This is a genomic window from Dactylosporangium sp. NPDC051484, from assembly GCF_040689395.1.
In the GTDB taxonomy this organism is placed as follows: domain Bacteria; phylum Actinomycetota; class Actinomycetes; order Mycobacteriales; family Micromonosporaceae; genus Dactylosporangium.
The window spans coordinates 513,522-529,492 of the sequence record NZ_JBFAZX010000002.1 but is presented as its reverse complement, the minus strand read 5'-3'; the positions used below and the strand labels follow the sequence as shown (position 1 = coordinate 529,492).

15 protein-coding genes are annotated in these 15,971 nt (G+C 71.7%); 9 read left to right on the top strand and 6 right to left on the bottom strand.

The features are described 5' to 3' along the window. Both mmsB and mmsA read right to left on the bottom strand, forming a co-directional pair. Entirely contained in the window at positions 1 to 1,299 is a 1,299-nt protein-coding gene (gene mmsB, locus AB0367_RS06275; protein WP_366225105.1) for a multiple monosaccharide ABC transporter permease, read from the bottom strand. Beyond that, the gene (gene mmsA / locus AB0367_RS06270) at positions 1,296 to 2,843 is read right to left on the bottom strand and encodes a multiple monosaccharide ABC transporter ATP-binding protein (RefSeq protein ID WP_366225103.1); all 1,548 of its coding nucleotides are present in this window, start codon (positions 2,841 to 2,843) and stop codon (positions 1,296 to 1,298) included. Before mmsA ends, mmsB begins: the two co-directional genes overlap by 4 nt. Positions 2,844 to 3,188: 345 nt before the next feature. On the opposite strand from mmsA, the gene AB0367_RS06265 reads away from it, so the two are divergent. The 4 genes from AB0367_RS06265 (at position 3,189) to AB0367_RS06250 (ending at position 5,836) form a co-directional block, all read left to right on the top strand. After that, positions 3,189 to 4,373: an ROK family transcriptional regulator gene (locus tag AB0367_RS06265; protein WP_366225102.1), complete on the top strand. Its 1,185-nt coding sequence runs from the start codon at positions 3,189 to 3,191 to the stop codon at positions 4,371 to 4,373. A gap of 401 nt (positions 4,374 to 4,774) precedes the next feature. After that, on the top strand, positions 4,775 to 4,990 hold the full coding sequence (locus AB0367_RS06260; RefSeq protein WP_366225101.1) for a hypothetical protein: 216 nt from the start codon (positions 4,775 to 4,777) through the stop codon (positions 4,988 to 4,990). 56 nt (positions 4,991 to 5,046) lie between these two features. Further along, on the top strand, positions 5,047 to 5,334 hold the full coding sequence (locus AB0367_RS06255; protein WP_366225100.1) for a hypothetical protein: 288 nt from the start codon (positions 5,047 to 5,049) through the stop codon (positions 5,332 to 5,334). A gap of 40 nt (positions 5,335 to 5,374) precedes the next feature. After that, complete coding sequence (locus AB0367_RS06250) at positions 5,375 to 5,836, top strand: hypothetical protein (RefSeq protein WP_366225099.1); 462 nt, start codon at positions 5,375 to 5,377, stop codon at positions 5,834 to 5,836. A gap of 8 nt (positions 5,837 to 5,844) precedes the next feature. On the opposite strand, the gene AB0367_RS06245 is transcribed toward AB0367_RS06250, so the two are convergent. Continuing rightward, on the bottom strand, positions 5,845 to 6,588 hold the full coding sequence (locus AB0367_RS06245; protein WP_366225097.1) for an IclR family transcriptional regulator: 744 nt from the start codon (positions 6,586 to 6,588) through the stop codon (positions 5,845 to 5,847). Between the two features lie 28 nt (positions 6,589 to 6,616). On the opposite strand from AB0367_RS06245, the gene eda reads away from it, so the two are divergent. Together eda and AB0367_RS06235 are read left to right on the top strand one after the other, a co-directional pair. Next, a complete protein-coding gene (gene eda, locus AB0367_RS06240; RefSeq protein ID WP_366225096.1) occupies positions 6,617 to 7,264 on the top strand; it encodes a bifunctional 4-hydroxy-2-oxoglutarate aldolase/2-dehydro-3-deoxy-phosphogluconate aldolase in 648 nt (215 codons plus the stop codon). After that, entirely contained in the window at positions 7,261 to 8,355 is a 1,095-nt protein-coding gene (locus tag AB0367_RS06235) for a sugar kinase (protein ID WP_366225095.1), read from the top strand. The genes eda and AB0367_RS06235 overlap by 4 nt, the downstream gene beginning before the upstream one ends. A 167-nt stretch (positions 8,356 to 8,522) precedes the next feature. Here AB0367_RS06235 and AB0367_RS06230 read toward each other — a convergent pair whose 3' ends face one another. Further along, on the bottom strand, positions 8,523 to 9,014 hold the full coding sequence (locus AB0367_RS06230; RefSeq protein WP_366225094.1) for a DinB family protein: 492 nt from the start codon (positions 9,012 to 9,014) through the stop codon (positions 8,523 to 8,525). A 182-nt stretch (positions 9,015 to 9,196) separates the two neighbouring features. Here AB0367_RS06230 and AB0367_RS06225 point away from each other — a divergent pair, with 182 nt between their 5' ends. Further along, on the top strand, positions 9,197 to 10,486 hold the full coding sequence (locus tag AB0367_RS06225; protein ID WP_366225093.1) for an MFS transporter: 1,290 nt from the start codon (positions 9,197 to 9,199) through the stop codon (positions 10,484 to 10,486). Positions 10,487 to 10,792: 306 nt separating this feature from the next. Then, complete coding sequence (locus AB0367_RS06220) at positions 10,793 to 11,686, top strand: hypothetical protein (protein ID WP_366225092.1); 894 nt, start codon at positions 10,793 to 10,795, stop codon at positions 11,684 to 11,686. A 77-nt stretch (positions 11,687 to 11,763) separates the two neighbouring features. Here AB0367_RS06220 and AB0367_RS06215 read toward each other — a convergent pair whose 3' ends face one another. Then, positions 11,764 to 13,080 carry a condensation domain-containing protein gene (locus AB0367_RS06215; RefSeq protein ID WP_366225091.1) on the bottom strand — a complete coding sequence of 439 codons (1,317 nt, stop codon included), beginning with the start codon at positions 13,078 to 13,080 and terminating at the stop codon, positions 11,764 to 11,766. 218 nt (positions 13,081 to 13,298) lie between these two features. Between AB0367_RS06215 and AB0367_RS06210 the strand changes: the two genes are divergently transcribed. Beyond that, on the top strand, positions 13,299 to 14,918 hold the full coding sequence (locus tag AB0367_RS06210) for an EAL domain-containing protein (protein WP_366225090.1): 1,620 nt from the start codon (positions 13,299 to 13,301) through the stop codon (positions 14,916 to 14,918). A gap of 189 nt (positions 14,919 to 15,107) precedes the next feature. On the opposite strand, the gene otsB is transcribed toward AB0367_RS06210, so the two are convergent. Further along, positions 15,108 to 15,935 (bottom strand): trehalose-phosphatase, encoded by an 828-nt coding sequence (gene otsB / locus AB0367_RS06205; protein ID WP_366225089.1) that lies wholly within the window; start codon positions 15,933 to 15,935, stop codon positions 15,108 to 15,110. Positions 15,936 to 15,971: the final 36 nt, after the last annotated feature.

The window sequence follows — 15,971 nt, the reverse complement described above, 5'->3', positions numbered from 1 at the left end:
TCAGCCGGCGACCGGGGTCTTGATCGATTCCTGTCCGGCTTGGTTTCCTGCGTCCGGCGGGGTGGGTTCCTGCCGGCGGAAGGGCCTCGTTATCGATCCGATGATCGAGAAGCGACCCTGGCTCTTGTTGTAGACGTCCAGCGCGACGGCGGCGAGGAGGAAGAAGCCCTTGACGATCTGCTGGGTGTCGGTGCCGATGCCCTTGAGCTGCAGGCCGTTGTTGAGCACGGCCATGACCAGGCCACCGACGATGGCGCCGGACACCGTGCCGATGCCGCCGGAGACCGCGGCGCCACCGACGAACACGGCCGCGATCGCGTCGAGCTCCCAGCTCAGGCCGTCCTGCGGGCCGGAGGCGCCGGAGCGGGCCACGAAGATCATGCCGGCCAGTGCGGCCAGGATCGACATGTTCATCATGACGAGGAAGTTGACCCGCCGCAGCTTCACACCGGAGAGCTCCGCGGCGCGGGCGTTGCCGCCGACCGCGTAGATGTGCCGGCCACCCGCGGTGTTGCGGGTGTAGAAGGAGTACAGGATGACCAGCACGGCCAGGATGCAGCCCGAGATCGGGAAGCTGGTGCCGACGCGGCCACCGGCGAAGCGCAGCGTGGCGAAGACGATGACGGCGAGCATGATGACCAGGCGCAGCGCGGCGATCCAGACCGGGGCCGGCTCCGCGCCCATGTCGCGGCGGGTCTTGCGGGCCCGCAGCTCACGCCAGATCACGGCGAGACAGGCGACCACTCCGAGCAGCAACGTGGAGTTGTTGTAGCCGGTGTTCGGGCCCCACTCGCTGAGGTAGCCCGCGCCGATGTTCTTGAAGCCCTCGGGCACCGGGATGGTCTCGGCGTCGCCGATGAACTGGTTGCCGCCTCGGAAGAGCAGCATGCCCGCCAGGGTGACGATGAACGCCGGGACCCCGATGTAGGCGACCCAGAAGCCCTGCCAGGCACCGATGATCGCGCCGACGACCAGGCCGACCAGGATGCCGACCTCCCAGGGGAGGTCCCAATCCCGCATCGTCTTGGCGACGATGATGCCCGTGAACGCGGCGACCGAACCGACGGAGAGGTCGATGTGGCCGGCCACGATGACCATCAGCATGCCGATCGACAGCACTGAGATGTAGGCGTACTGCTGGGTCAGGGCGATCAGGTTGGTCGAATTGAGCGTCAGCCCGTCGGTCCACACTTGGAAGAAGATGATGATCGCCACGAGCGTGAAGATCATGCTGAACTGGCGGGCGTTGGAGGTGGTGCCCCCAAAGAGGTTCTTCTGCAAGTCTTTGATTCGGCTCATCGCGTCAGCATCTTCTTCGTAGAGGTCATCTGCTTCATGAGGAGTTCCGGGTTGGCCTCCGCGCGCGGGACCTCACCGGTGATGTTGCCTTCGAACACCGTGTAGATGCGATCGCACAGGCCCAGCAGCTCGGGCAGCTCCGAGGAGATGACGATGACGCCCTTACCCTGGTCGGCGAGCCGCTGGATGATGCCGTAGATCTCGTACTTCGCGCCGACGTCGATGCCGCGCGTCGGCTCATCGAGGATCAGCAGGTCAGGGTCGGTGAACATCCACTTGGCCAGGACGACCTTCTGCTGGTTGCCGCCGGAGAGCTTGTTGACGCCCTCGTCGACGGTCGGCGCCTTCACCCGCAGCATCTGCCGGTATTCCTCGGCGACCTTGTGCTCGGCGACCTTGTCGATGACACCGCGCCGGGTGATCTTCGACAGCTTGGCGGCCACCATCGAGGTTTTGATGTCGTCGAGCAGGTTGAGCCCGATCGACTTGCGGTCCTCGCTGACATACGCCAGACCGTGCTTGATGGCGTCCGCGACCGACTTGAGCTGGATCTCCTGGCCGTCCTTGAAGATCTGGCCGGACTGCCACACGCCGTAGGAGCGGCCGAAGAGGCTCATCGCCAGCTCGGTGCGCCCGGCGCCCATCAGGCCGGCGAAGCCGACGATCTCGCCCCGGCGGACGTTGAAGCTCGAGTTCTTGCAGACCAGGCGCTCCGCCGAGATCGGGTGGCGGACCGTCCAGTCGCGCACCTCGAAGAAGACCTCGCCGATGTGCGGGGTGTGGTCGGGGAAGCGGCTCTCCAGGTCGCGGCCGACCATGCCGCGCACGATCCGGTCCTCGTTGACGCCCTCGGCGCCGACCTCGAGGGTCTCCACCGTCTTGCCGTCGCGCAGGATCGTGATCGAGTCGGCGATCGCCTCGATCTCGTTGAGCTTGTGCGAGATCATGATCGACGTGATGCCCTGCCGCTTGAACTCGCGCAGCAGTTCGAGCAGATGCTTGGAGTCGTTCTCATTGAGCGCGGCGGTCGGCTCGTCGAGGATGAGCAGCTTCACGTCCTTGGCGAACGCCTTGGCGATCTCCACCAGCTGCTGCTTACCGACGCCGATGTCCTTGATCAGGGTGTCGGGGTCGTCACGCAGGCCGACCTTCGCGAGCAGCTCGTTGGCCGTGCGGTTGGCGCCCTTCCAGTCATAGGCACCGTTGCGCCTCGGCTCGTTGCCCATGAAGAGGTTCTCGGTGATGGACATGTGCGGCACCAGGGCGAGCTCCTGGTGGATGATCACGATGCCGGCCTTCTCGCTGGCCCGGATGTCGCCGAAGCGGCTCTCCGTGCCACGGTAGAAGATCTGGCCACTGTACGACCCGTATGGGTAGACGCCGCTGAGGACCTTCATCAGCGTCGACTTGCCTGCGCCGTTCTCGCCGCAGATCGCGTGGATCTCGCCCTCGCGGACCACCAGGTTGACGTCGCTGAGCGCCTTGACGCCCGGAAACTCCTTGGTGATCGACCGCATCTCAAGCAGGATCGGTGCGGTGCTCATGAAGCGAGCCGCCTTGTCACCGACATCACGTTGCCTCCGGGGGAGCCTTGCCGTCAGCCAGTTTGTTGTGACGACCAACTTATTCCAGTGTGGCGATCCTGCCCAGTCTCATCCCGTCGCTTCTCGGTAACAATCTGGCAATGATCTAGCGCCTGGGCGGTCGCCGAAGGCCCGGGGAAGCGCTCTCACGTGCCCGGGGTGTTAGGTGTTCGTTTCGAACTCTAAATCCAATTGCTTTACTAAGTCAACGCCGGGAGGCATCATGTAGGTAACGGACCGTAGGTGGGAGGCCGGGTGCGGCAGGTCGGGACAAATTTGCCCAAAGTGGGGCAATACAACCGTGCGGTGGTGCTGGACCAGATCCAGCTCGCCGACGGGACGAGCCGTGTGGAGATCGCGGAACTCACCGGGCTGACCCCGCAGACGGTCTCCGGCATCGTGCGCCGGCTGATCGACGAAGGCATCGTGCGCGAGGACGGCGCCCGCTCGTCCAGCGGCGGCAAACCGCGTACCGTGCTGCGCATCAACGCCGACGCCGGGCGGGCCGTGGGCCTGCACTTCGACCCGGTCGAGCTGGCCTGCGTGGTGGTCGACCTGCTGGGCCGGCCGCTGGTCACGAAGCGCCGGCCGACACCCCCCAGTATCGACCCGGCCGGGGCCACGGCGGCGATGGCCGGGCTGGTCGAGGAGGTTCTCGCTCAGGCGGGCGTCGGCCGGGACCAGGTGCTGGGTGTGGGCCTGGCCACCCCCGGACCGATCGACCAGTCGCTCGGCGAGGTCATCTCGCCGCCGCAGCTGTCGGACTGGACGCGGGTGCCGCTCAAGCAGATGGTCGCCGACGCCACCGGCCTGCCGGTCACGCTGGACAACGACGCCACGGCGGCGGCGATCGGCGAGCGCTGGGCGGGCGCGGGTCGCGGGGTGGCCAACTTCGCGTACTTCTTCCTCGGCACCGGCGTCGGCGGCGGCCTGGTGCTCGGCCACCAGGTCCACCACGGCGGGTCGATGAACGCCGCCGAGTTCGGGCACACGTCGGTTACGCAGAGTGGTCCTCCCTGCTACTGCGGCAATCGGGGCTGCCTTGAGGGCTACATCAACCCCGCCGCGCTCGTCGCCGACGCGCACCGTCGGCTGGCCGCCGGCACTGAGAGCGCTCTCACGAGGGCCTTCCGAAAAGATCCGTCCACTGTGGACCACGGGGCGCTGTGCCGGGCCGCCGCGGCGGGCGACGAACTCGCCTCGGGAGTGATCGGGCGGGCCGCGGAGCACCTCGCGACGGTGGCCGTGAACGTGGTGAACATCGTCGACGTCGAGCTGATCATCCTGGGCGGGCACGGGATCCGGCACGTGGAGTCGCAGTTCCGGCAGGCGGTGTTGCGGGCGCTGGGGGAGCGGGCCATCGCGCGGCGGATCCGGCGGGTGGACGTGGCGCTGTCCCCGCTGGGCGACGACGCGGCGGTGGTGGGCGGGGCGACGCTGGTGCTGCACTCGACGTTCTCGCCCCAGGTCTCGGCCCTGCTGGCCGGCTGACCGGGCGGCGGCCGGCGCCGGATAGGGGCCGCGAGTCGGACGCCTCGGCGAGTAAGTCCGAAGTCGTTCGGGGCGGCGGGTATGGGTGTTGAAGATCAGTTTGTGACGACTGACGGTTGGGCAAGGCCCGCAGGCCCGGGCGTCCACCCAGGCTGTCCGACGCTGCATTGCTCACCCTGGCCCGTGGCCCGGGTCCTGCTCGGCGTACGGTCTGAGGCGCGCGGGCTGCGGTACGTGCCCTGCCACCTGCCCGGACGATCCGGCTACGACAAACGCCTCCGATCGGCTCTGCCGTTGCTGCTACGCGCGATTCGCGCCCTGGCCCGCGACACCGGTCCGGCCGGGTCGCCGCCGCAACGATGCCGGGGCCGGTACTACGCCGGACCCGCATCGAGGACACCGTGCTGGACCTGACGGACCTGGCCGGTGACATCGAGACCGCGGTCGGCTGGATCACCACGGCATGCGCACGCCGGCTCACCACCCCGCGGCGGCTCGCAGAGGCCATGGCCCGGCGCAAACAGATACGGCGGCGACCGCTGCTCGCCGCAGTGCTCCACGACACCGCCACCCGGGGCGCACTCCGTGCTGGAACGGCGATACCCGCGCGACGTTGAGCGCGGACACGCCCCTGCCGCGCGGCAGGCGGCAGGCCAGGCGCGCCGGTGCCGGCGTGAGCTTCCGGGACGTCGAGTACGCGGCGTTCGACACCGTCGTCGAACCCGACGGCCACGCGTACCACCCCGCGGAGCATCGCCGCCGTGACAGGCTGCGCGACAACGAGTCGGCGGCGGAGGGGTACCGGACGCTTCGGTACGGCTGGACGGACGTGGCCGCGCCGTGCTCCACGGCGGCGCAGGTCGCCCGGGCGCTGCGAGCGGGCGGCTGGAGCGGCCGACCGCGGCGGTGCACCCGGCCGGGCTGCGCGGTCCGGCGCTCCACCCGCCGACGGACACCTTGATCACGGAGCGCTTGTGCACCCCCTGGTACACGAACACTCCGTGATCAAGGCGAACTGCGAAACGCCACGCTCCGGCCGGCCACTGCTCCGCGCCGTGCGGCAGAACATCGAGTCCGTCAACCAGACCCTCAAAGGCCAGCTCGACCTCGAACACCATGGCGGCCGGACCGCCGCCGGCGTCGCCGTCCGAATCCTGCAGCGCATCCTGGCCATGACCGCCGCGATCCGGCACAACTGGCACACCGGCAAACCCCGTCATGCGATCCCTGATCGCATACGACCCCTAATTTACGAGCAGGTCGGCATGGCAGCTCTCCTGCATGGTCCAGCCTACGAGCGCCACCACCGCTCAGTGGCGCATCCCACCTCGAAGTTCCACCAGCCGTTCGACTCGCCCTCCGCCAGCACCCGTTTGATCTCTACGAAGTCGGCGTTGGCAGGCACAGTCGGACCAACCGCCATCACCGAGAAACCGGCAGATCGGCAAAACCGAGGGCCGTGAGCCGGGCGCTACAGGAAGCGGCGTGCGCTCGCGGCCTTCGCGACGGCGTCGGACAGGGCCGCGGCCACCTCGTCGATCGTCGTGTCGGTCACCCGCGTGCGCGGGATCGACAGGCTGATCGCGTCCACGGCCGGGTCGCGCGTCGGGACCGTCCGGGCCACGCACACGATGCCCTCGGTGTTCTCCTCCCGGTCCACCGCGTAGCCGCGCTCGCGGATCGCAGCCAGCTCGGCCCGCAGCGCGGCGCGGTCGGTGATCGTGTGAGGCGTCAGTGCCGGCAGCGGGTCGGGGAGCAGGGCGTCGACCTCGGCGTCGGGGCGGGCCGCCAGCAGGGCCTTGCCCAGGGCCGTCGCGTGGGCCGGCAGGCGGCGGCCGATCGCGGAGTACAGCCGCAGCGGGTGCACCGACTCGCGCTTGGCCACATACGTGATGTCGGCGCCGTCCAGGCGGCCCAGGTGCGTCGTCTCGCCGAAGCGTGCGGCCAGGTCGTCCAGGATGCCGGCGAGCAGGCTCACCGTGTCGTCGGCGTCCAGGTATGCCGCGCCGATCTGCAGCGCGCGCAGGCCCAGGCGGAAGCGGGTCTCCTCGGCCTCGATCCAGCCGCGCGCGGCCATCGTGCGCAGGATGCCGTGCAGGCTGCTCTTCGGGATGTCGAGCAGCCGGGTCAGCTCGGAGAGGGTCGACGGGCCGGCGACGGCGAGGGTCTCGAGGATGTCGAGCGTCCGGTCGGCGGACTTGACGAGGTTGGTCACGCGGCTCCCATGCACTAGGGTCACATATGTGACCGTCGTTCATCATACTGAACAACCCGCCGTTGTCGAAGTCATCGCCGCCGGGAAGGTCGTTCCGGTGGTCGTGCTCGAGGAGGCCGCCGTCGCCGGGCGGCTCGCCGACGCCCTCGTGGAGGGCGGGCTGCACTGCGCCGAGGTGACGTTTCGCACCGCCGCCGCGGTCGACGCCATCCGGCGCATGGCCGAGCGGCCCGGCATGCTCGTGGGCGCGGGCACCGTGCTCACCGCCGCGCAGGTCGACCAGGCCGTCGACGCCGGCGCCCGGTTCGTCGTCAGCCCGGGCTTCAGCGCCGCCGTCGTGCGGCGCTGCGCCGAGCACGGCGTGCCGGTGTTTCCCGGCGTCGCCTCGCCCAGCGAGATCATGCAGGCCCTGGACGCCGGCCTGGACACCGTGAAGTTCTTCCCCGCCGAGCAGCTCGGTGGCGTACCGATGGTGAAGGCCCTGTCCGCCCCCTTCCGCTCGGTGCGGTTCATCCCCACCGGCGGCGTCAACGCCGGCAACGTCGCCGACTACCTGGCCGTGCCCTCGGTCCTGGCGGTCGGCGGCACCTGGATGGTCGCGCCCGACCTGCTCGCCGCTCGCGACTGGGACGCCGTCACCAGCCGCACCAGGACCGCATTGGAGAAGCTCGCATGATCACCGTCCGTCCGGCGGCCGAGTGCCGCTACGATCTGGTCTCGCTCGGGGAGGTCATGCTGCGGCTCGACCCGGGCGAGGGGCGGATCCGCGCCGCGCGGCAGTTCCGCGCGTGGGAGGGCGGCGGGGAGTACAACGTCGCCCGCGGGCTGCGCCGCTGCTTCGGCCTGCGCACCGGGCTCGTCAGCGCGTTCGCGGACAACGACGTCGGCCGGCTGCTGGAGGACCTGATCCTGCAGGGCGGGGTCGACACGACGTTCGTGCGATGGGTGAAGTACGACGGGATCGGCCGCACGGTCCGCAACGGCCTCAACTTCACCGAGCGCGGCTTCGGCGTGCGCGGCGCCGTCGGCGTCTCCGACCGCGGCCACACCGCCGCCGGTCAGCTGCGCGCCGCCGACGTGGACTGGGAGCACCTCTTCGGCGAGCTCGGCGTGCGCTGGCTGCACACCGGCGGCATCTACGCGGCGCTGTCGCAGACCACCCCCGACACGATCGAGGCCTGCCTGAGCGCGGCCCGCCGGCACGGCACCGTGATCTCCTACGACCTCAACTACCGGCCCAGCCTGTGGAAGGCGATCGGCGGCCAGGAGCGCGCCCGGGAGGTCAACCGCCGCCTCGCCGGCTACGTCGACGTGATGATCGGCAACGAGGAGGACTTCACCGCCTGCCTCGGCCTCGAAGTGCCGGACACGGACATCCACGCCGGGGCGCTGGACGCCGCCAACTTCCGCACGATGATCTCGGCGGCGGTCGAGGCGTATCCGAACTTCCAGGTCGTCGCGACCACCCTGCGCGGCGTGCGCACGGCGACGGTCAACGACTGGGGCGCCATCGCCTGGGCCGACGGGGACTTCGCCGAGGCGACGCACCGCCCCGGCCTGGAGATCCTCGACCGGGTCGGCGGCGGCGACAGCTTCGCCTCCGGGCTGATCTACGGCCTGATGACCTTCGGCGAGCTCAAGACCGCGGTGGAGTACGGCGCGGCGCACGGCGCGCTCGCCATGACCACGCCGGGCGACACGTCGATGGCCAGCCTGCAGGAGGTCGAGGCACTGGTCGCCGGGGCCGGCGCCCGCGTCCAGCGCTGACCCGGCGCGCGCTCGCCGCGACGGCGGCGGGGCCGGCGGTGACGGTCATCGAGTGCTGACCGGCTCGGCCGCGCCCGCGCCGAGGTCTGCCGGCAACGTCGCCGCCGGCGCGCTGCGGCTCACCGCGGGCGACCTGGCCGCCCTCGACGCGGTCCACGGTTGAGCGCTCAGGTCAGGCGGCGGATGTCCATGAGGTGGTGCTCGCCCTCGTGGACGGTGTGCCGGCCGAGCCACAGCATGGTCCGCTCGACCGGCTCCGGCCACGGGTAGCGGCCGACCCGGTCCAGCTCCCGCGGGCCGAGCGCGCCGAACGCGCCGGAGAGCAACGCGGCGTTCGTGCCGAGCGTCCCGAGCACCACGGCCGGGTCCTGGGCGTTGTACGCGGCGCTCACCACCAGCTCTTCGCGGCCCATCGGCGCGAACTCGGGGGCGTCCGCGCGCAGCGCCAGGTCGAGCCGCTCGGCCTGCACGCGCAGCACGTCGCGAAAGTGGCAGGTGTACTCCAGCGCCGACCACACGTCCGGGGCCGGCCGCCGCCGCACGTCGGGCACGGCGCCGAGGGCCTCGGCGTAGCGCGCGGCGAACCCGCCGAGCCGCTCGGGCACGTCACCGGCGCCCAGGCTCGCATAGACGAAGTCGCACTCCTCGCAGCGATCCACGCCGCAACGGTACCGCGAGCGTCAGCTGACCAGGCGCCCGACGAGACGGTCAGCCGCTAAATCGATCGACGTTCCTGTCCCGTCGTGTGATTCTGCCCGCAGGAGCGACGGTCTGAGGCAACGGCCGTCCAGTCCGTGAGGTCAGATCCGGCGTTCGCGCGACCTTCGAAAGGACGATCCGCATGAGCGGAGATGCGGTGGCCGCGGACGAACGCGAACCCGCACCACGGCACAGACCGGTGGGCGGGCTGCTGCGGACGCGGAACTTCGCCCTGCTGTGGATCGGGCAGTCCACCAGCGCGGTCGGCTCCGCGATGACGACGGTGGCGCTTCCGTTGGTGGCCCTCTCGACCCTGCATGCCGGTCCGGCCATGGTCGCCTTACTCACCGCCGCCACCTGGTTGCCGTGGCTGCTGATCGGGCTGCCGGCCGGTGTCTGGGTCGACCGATGGCCGCGTCGGCGCACACTCCTGATCGCCGACATCGCCTCGGCCGTGGTGCTCGTCGTGATCCCGGTCGCGGCCTGGACCGGCGTATTGACCATGACCATGCTGGTGGTGGCCGCGCTGCTCGCCGGGGTCGCCGGTGTCTTCGCCAACGTCGCGTTCAACGCGTTCCTGCCCCACCTCGTCGGCGCGGAAGACCTCATGGAAGGCAACGCCAAGCTGCAGACCAGCGCATCGCTCGCCCTGGTCGTCGGACCGGGCCTCGGCGGGCTGGTCGCCCAGGCGGCCGGCGCGGTCAGCGGAATCCTCATCGACGCCCTCACCTTCCTGGTGTCGGCGGCCTGCCTGCTCGGCCTACGGCCCGAGCCGGAGCCGTGCCCATCCGCGGGCGATCGCCCGGGCATGCTGCGCCAGATCGCCGAGGGCATCGGTTTCATCATGCGCGGACGCCTGCTGCAGGCCATGTTGGTGGTGGCGGCGGTGACCAACTTCGCGATGCTGGGCATCACAGCACTACGCGTCGTCTTTCTGGTGCGTACCGAAGGCACCGCGCCGGGAACCATGGGCCTGGTGATCAGCGTGGGCAGCCTCGGCGCCATCCTCGGCGCCGCACTCGCCTCGCGTGCGTCCCGGCGCTTCGGCAGCGCCCGCACCTATCTGGTGGCGAACGTCGCGGCCGCCCCGTTCGTGCTGCTGCTGCCGTTCGGCGGCCACGGCTGGCGCCTGTCACTGTTCGCGGCGGGCTCCTTCATCGCTCTGGCCGGAGCCACGATGTCGAACGTGATGACCATGACGTTCCGCGGCAACTTCGTTCCCGCGCACCTGCTCGGCCGGGTCACCGCGGCATCGCGGATCTTCGTGTTCGGCACCATCCCGCTCGGCGCGGCAACCGCCGGCCTCCTGGCCTCGGCGCTCGGAGTCCGGTCTGCCATGTGGGCGCTCGCCGTCCTCTACGTCATCGCCCCCCTGCCCCTGCTCGCCACCGAGGCCCGCACGCTGCGCGACCTCCCGGCCCAAGGCACGTGACATTGCCGGACCGGCGGTCGACCCCATCGGCGGTACGCTCGCGAAGTGCGGCCCCTTCGGTACTCCATCACGGGCCGGCGTTGTTCACCGGGCTGTCGAAGCATGTCGATTTGAAGCTCGTAAGCCGGCTGGAGTTCGACTCGGGGGCGGTGGTGATGCGGTACGAGCCGGCGCATGAGTGCGCGACGTGATCGATATATATCGATCTGTTACCAAGTCATTTGTGGGAAGGGCGGGACCGGGGCCGCGCGATGCAGCACAATCGGCCGGGTCCCTACCGGCCTTCCCTTTGGAGCGCTTGGCAGCATGACGGGCGATGAGACGATCGGGCGCGTCAACACCCTCGAAGACCACGCCGCCCGCCTCGGCGGCCTCGGGCGCGCACCGCACGTGCGGCAGCGCTGCCGCATCCTGTTCCTCAACACCCAGGAGCAGGGGCCGTTGCGGGAGATGGGCCTGACGTCGTACCGGGACTGGATCGCCGAGGTGACCCGCCTGCACCCGGACCAGATCCACGCGGTGAACGTGGCCGACGGCGAGGCGCTGCCCGACACTATCGAGGCGCACGGCATCATCGGCGGCGGCTCCGGCCACTCCTCCTACGAGGAACTGCCCTGGATCCGCCGGGTGAAGCAGTTCCTGATCGAGGCCCAGCGCCGCGGCGTGCCCGAGCTGCACATCTGCTGGTCGCACCAGGCGAAGGCGGAGACCGTGGGGGCGGTGTGCAAGGTCGGCCACCACGGCCGCCGGTTCGGCATCGAGCGGCTCACCCTCACCCCGGCCGGGCGCCGCGACCCGCTCTTCCACGGCCTGCCGGACGCGTTCGACGTCTTCACCTCGCACGTCGACGCCGTCTACGACCCGCCGGCCGTCTCGCCCTTCGGCCCGGTGACCGAGCTGGCCCACGGCGAGGTCTACCGCAACGAGTCCCTGGCGATCGGCGCGACGGCCCGCACGCTGCAGGTTCACCCGGAACTCACCTCGGGTATCGCCGCCGCCCTGGCCCGAGTGCGCCGGCCCCAGCTGATCGCCGAGGGCCACCTCGGTCCGTCCGAGGCCAACTACGCGGCGTTCCTCGAGACCCTGGACTGGGCCGACCGCGAGATCCGCGCCCGGATGCGCACGCTGCTGGACAACTGGCTGCGCTACTACGTCGCGCCGGGGATGTCACCGCAGGCGCAGGCCGCCGCCCACAACTGACGCCGAGGGGGTCGGCGGCCGAGCACCTCCAGGTTGTCCCGGACGACGAGGATCGCCGGCAGCGGCCCCGGCCCGCGTCAATCCAGGGCGAGGGCCTGGGTGACGACGAGGTCCTCGATGCCGAAGAGGAAGCGCTCCATGTCGGGGCGGGGCAGCACCGCGGCGTCGGCGGTCATCGCCAGTTCCAGGCTGCCCGGGGCGTCCTGAGCGTCGAGGGCGAACGTCGTGTTGTGGCGCGGGGCGTGCTCCAGCGGCCACGTCAGCGTGGTACGCGTGCGGGCGTGGTGGAGCGGCTCCGCCGGCGGCTTGGCGTAGCCGAGGATCGGTATCAGGCCGCGCGTGTCGTTGACGAAGCACGAGTGGTCGCACGCGGCGCGCAGGTCGGCGATGTCGCGGTCCAGGGCGAGCTTGTCGTAGTACGCGTGGCGCTGCGCGGAGAGTGCGGCGCCGAACGTCCGGCGGACCAGGGCGGCGAAGTCGCCGGCGGTGCCGGGCAGGTACAGCAGGCCCTCCTGGGCGATGGTGTTGACCGCGCCCGCCATGCCGGGCAGGAAGCGGTTGTTCACCACGATCTGGAAGACCGCGTCGGGCGCGCCGCCGAGCCGGCCGGCCGCGGCCGCCGCGGCGGCGAGCAGCACCGCGCCCTGGTTCACGGCCAGGCCGGTCGCGACCCGGTCCAGCGCGAGGGCGAGGGCGGGGGAGTTGAGTACCGCGTTGGGGAACGCGGTCGCGGCGGGGCGGCCGGCCCGGTCCGGGAACTGGCTCGCCGGGCCGCGGCGTAGCTTGTCGACCCAGGCCCGGCGCGCGGCCGCGTCGCGGCGGCGGCCGCGGTCCGAGGCCTGGTACGCCGCCTCCTCCAGGGGCTGCTGCCGCTCGTCACCGGGCGGCTCGCGGCCGGCGACGAGCGCGGCGCAGTCGGCGAGCAGGTTGCGCAGGCCCCAGCCGTCGGAGGCGGTGTGCGACAGCGACAGGATGACGTATCCGGCCCGGCCGTCCGCGACGACCACGCCGACACGGACCGGCAGCTCGCGCTCGGTGTCGAACGGGATCGCCTGCAGTTCGTGGTACAGCGCGTAGGCGGTCTCGGTCACGTCCGCCGGCTCGCACTCGCGCGCGTGCACCGGCACCGCGCCGGCGGCGTGCACGACCTGGGCGAGCCGCTCGCCGTCGGGCGCGAGGACGGTGCGCAGCGAGTCGTGGCGCAGCAGCAGTGCGCGGACCACGGCGGCGAGCCGGTCCAGGGGCAGCGGAGGATCCAGCGGCATACCGCCGGAGACGTTGTACCGCGCCGCGTCGTCACCCAGCCGTCGCACCACGTCCCAGATCGCGCTCTGTCCCCAGGTGGCCGGCCCGGTGCCCGGCCGCGCCCCCGCGAAGGCGAACTCGGACTCCACGCTGAGAGTCTCATGGAAACATGGATGATTGTCGACGCCAGCTGCGGCGCCATATAGCGTGTGCCGAAGTATGTCCCCGGTTGCGTCGCGGGCTTGGTCGCCTCGGCGTGACCCGATCTTAAGCTGTGGCCCTGACCTGCGCGGCTGGTTCGCCGGGCAGGTCGGGGTCTAGTGTGCGAGGAGCGGGGCACGTCGCGGTGTCGAGCCGGGAGGTTGGCATGCAGGCCCAGGACCGGCCCGATGTTCCGATCCCCGCGACCGCCGCATCACCCTCCGTGTCCGCTTCGACACCGGCGCCGCTGCGGCCCTCGTCGTTCCGCTCCCGGGTCTCGTGGGTGGGCCGCACGCTGGCGCCGCGCTCCAGGCGGGCCGCCGCGTCCGGCAAGACCTCCGGCACGACCGAGGTGTCCGCATCACCGGCGACCGCCGGACCCGGCACGCCTGCGCCTGGCACGGCGGCGGCGCACGGCGGACCCGAGGTGTTCGGCGGGCTCGCCTCGTCCGCTGCGTCCGGGCTGTCTGGGTCGTCTGGCGCGACCGGGTTGTTCAAGACGGCGGTGTCCGGTGCGGGCGTCGGGTCGGCGTCGCGGGGGCGGGTCACGCCGTGGGACGGGCCCGGCGGCGAGCTGATCCACCGGGTGATAGCCGAGCGGGCCGTCGAGCCATTCTTCCAGCCGATCGTGGAGCTGCGGTCGCTGCGGCCGGTCGGGGTCGAGGCGCTCGCCCGCGGGCCGGTCGGCAGCGAACTGTGGCAACCGCGGGCGCTGTTCGCGGCGGCGGTGGCCGCCGGGCGGCTCGCCGAGCTCGACACGCTGTGCGCCGAGCGGGCCCTTGAGGTCGCGCGGGGCGCGGACAAGCCGCCGCCGCTGGTGTTCGTCAACGCCGAGCCGGCCGTCGTCGACCAGCCGCTGTCGCCGCGGCTGCTTGAGCTGATGACGGGCGGGCCGCCGTTCCGGATCGTGCTGGAGTACACCGAGCGGGCCCTCGCCGCCCGGCCCGCCGCGCTGCTGCAGCTGGCCGCCGCGATCCAGTCGCACGGCAACTGCCTGGCCCTCGATGACGTCGGCGCCGACCCGATGTCGCTGGCGTTCCTGCCGCTGCTGGAGCCCGAGGTCGTCAAGCTCGATCTGCAACTGCTGCGCGCGCCGCACGCCCCCCGGACCGTCGAGATCGTCGCCGCGGTGAGCGCCGTCGCCGAGCGGACCGGCGCGGTGATCGTCGCCGAGGGTATCGAGACCGCCGCGGACCTCGCCAACGCCCGCGCGCTGGGTGCGCACTGGGGCCAGGGCCTGCTGTTCGGGGGGCCCGCCCCGATCGCGCGGCTGGCCCCGTTCGACAGGGACTGCAGCGGCGGGCAGGATCGCACGGCCGGCGCGGCGGCGTTGCGCCCGTCCAGTCCGGGGCTGCACCTGCCGGCGGGCACGCCGTTCGAGGCCGCGGCGGCGCTGGGGAAGGTGCGGGCCGGCACGCCGGAGGTGTTCGCGGCGCACCTGGAGCACCTGTTGCGGCGCGCCGGCACCGGCGCGGTCGTGCTCGCCTCGTGCACCCATCCCGCCGCCGCACGCTCCTGGCTGCCGTCGCTGACCGGCCTGGCCGAGCGGGTGGCGTTCGTCGGGCTGGTCGCCCCGCTGCACCCGGCCGCGATCGCGCCGGGTGTGCGCTTCGCGCCGAGCCCGGGCGCGGACTTCGAGGAGTGCGCGGCGGTCGTGGTCGCGCCGCGGTACACGGCGGCCCTGTGCGGGCGCGGTTCGCACGGCACGCTCACCTTCGCCCACACCGAGGACAGCGCCCTGGTCGCCTCGATGGCGCGCATGATCCTGCAGCAGCTGCCCCGCTGACGCTTTCGTTCTTGGCACCGCGGGCCTGACAGGGAGGCCCGCCAGGGCCGAGTGTTTCGCCCAGTCTGGCTCGATGAGGCTGCGCGGCGACCGACCCAGACCAGGCGCTCACGGGAGGAACGGTCCGCCGGTGGCGCGGACCCGAGTCATGGCAACGCCGCGCGCCGTCCGGCCCGGCGAGACGAGCCGCTATTTCAGGTGTTCGTTGAGCCCCTCGACGAACTCGAGCACGCCGGGCGGCCCGTCGACGATGAGGTCGGCCCGGGCCGCCAGCTGCGGCACCTCGTCGGAGCCGCTGCACACCTTCAGCCCGGCCGTGCCGGCCTCCCGCAGCCGCTCGACGGCGTCGAAGGCGGCCAGGTCGCCCAGGTCGTCGCCGAAGTAGGCGACCGACCGGGCCCCGTGCCGCTCGACGATCGCCCGCAGCGCTTGGCCCTTGTCGACGCCCGGCGGGCGCAGCTCCAGCACCATCCGCCCCGGCTCCAGCGCGAGTTCGTGCCGCCCGGCCAGCTCGCGCAGCGGGGCCCGCAGCGCCGCGAACGCCCGGTGCGGGTCGTCGGCGCGGCGGGTGTGCACGGCCACGGACATCGCCTTGTCCTCAACGGTCACGCCCGGCTCGCCGACCGCCTCCAGCAGCGCCGGCAGCTCCGCGCGCGCCCCCGCGACCCCGGCCGGCACCGGCTCCGACACCACCGCGCGGCCGGCCGGGTCCCAGCGCTGCATGCCATACAGCCCGAAGATCGAGAAGTGCTCGAGCGCGGCCAGTCCGCCCAGGTCCCCGAGCCGCAGCACGTCCGCGACGGGCCGCCCGGTGATGATCGAGACCGATCCCACCAGCTCGGCGAGGCGCCCGAGCGCCGCCACGACCCCCGGATACGGCCGGGACAGGAGGGGGTCGGCGACGATTGGCGACAGCACGCCGTCGAAGTCGAAGGCCAGGGACGCCTCCTGCGGGCGGTCCAGGATCGCGGTCAGCCCGGCGGCGCCCGCCGCCGACTCCGGGGTCCTCAGCACCATGTACCGAAGGCTACCGGACGCGTCCCGCCCGTGACG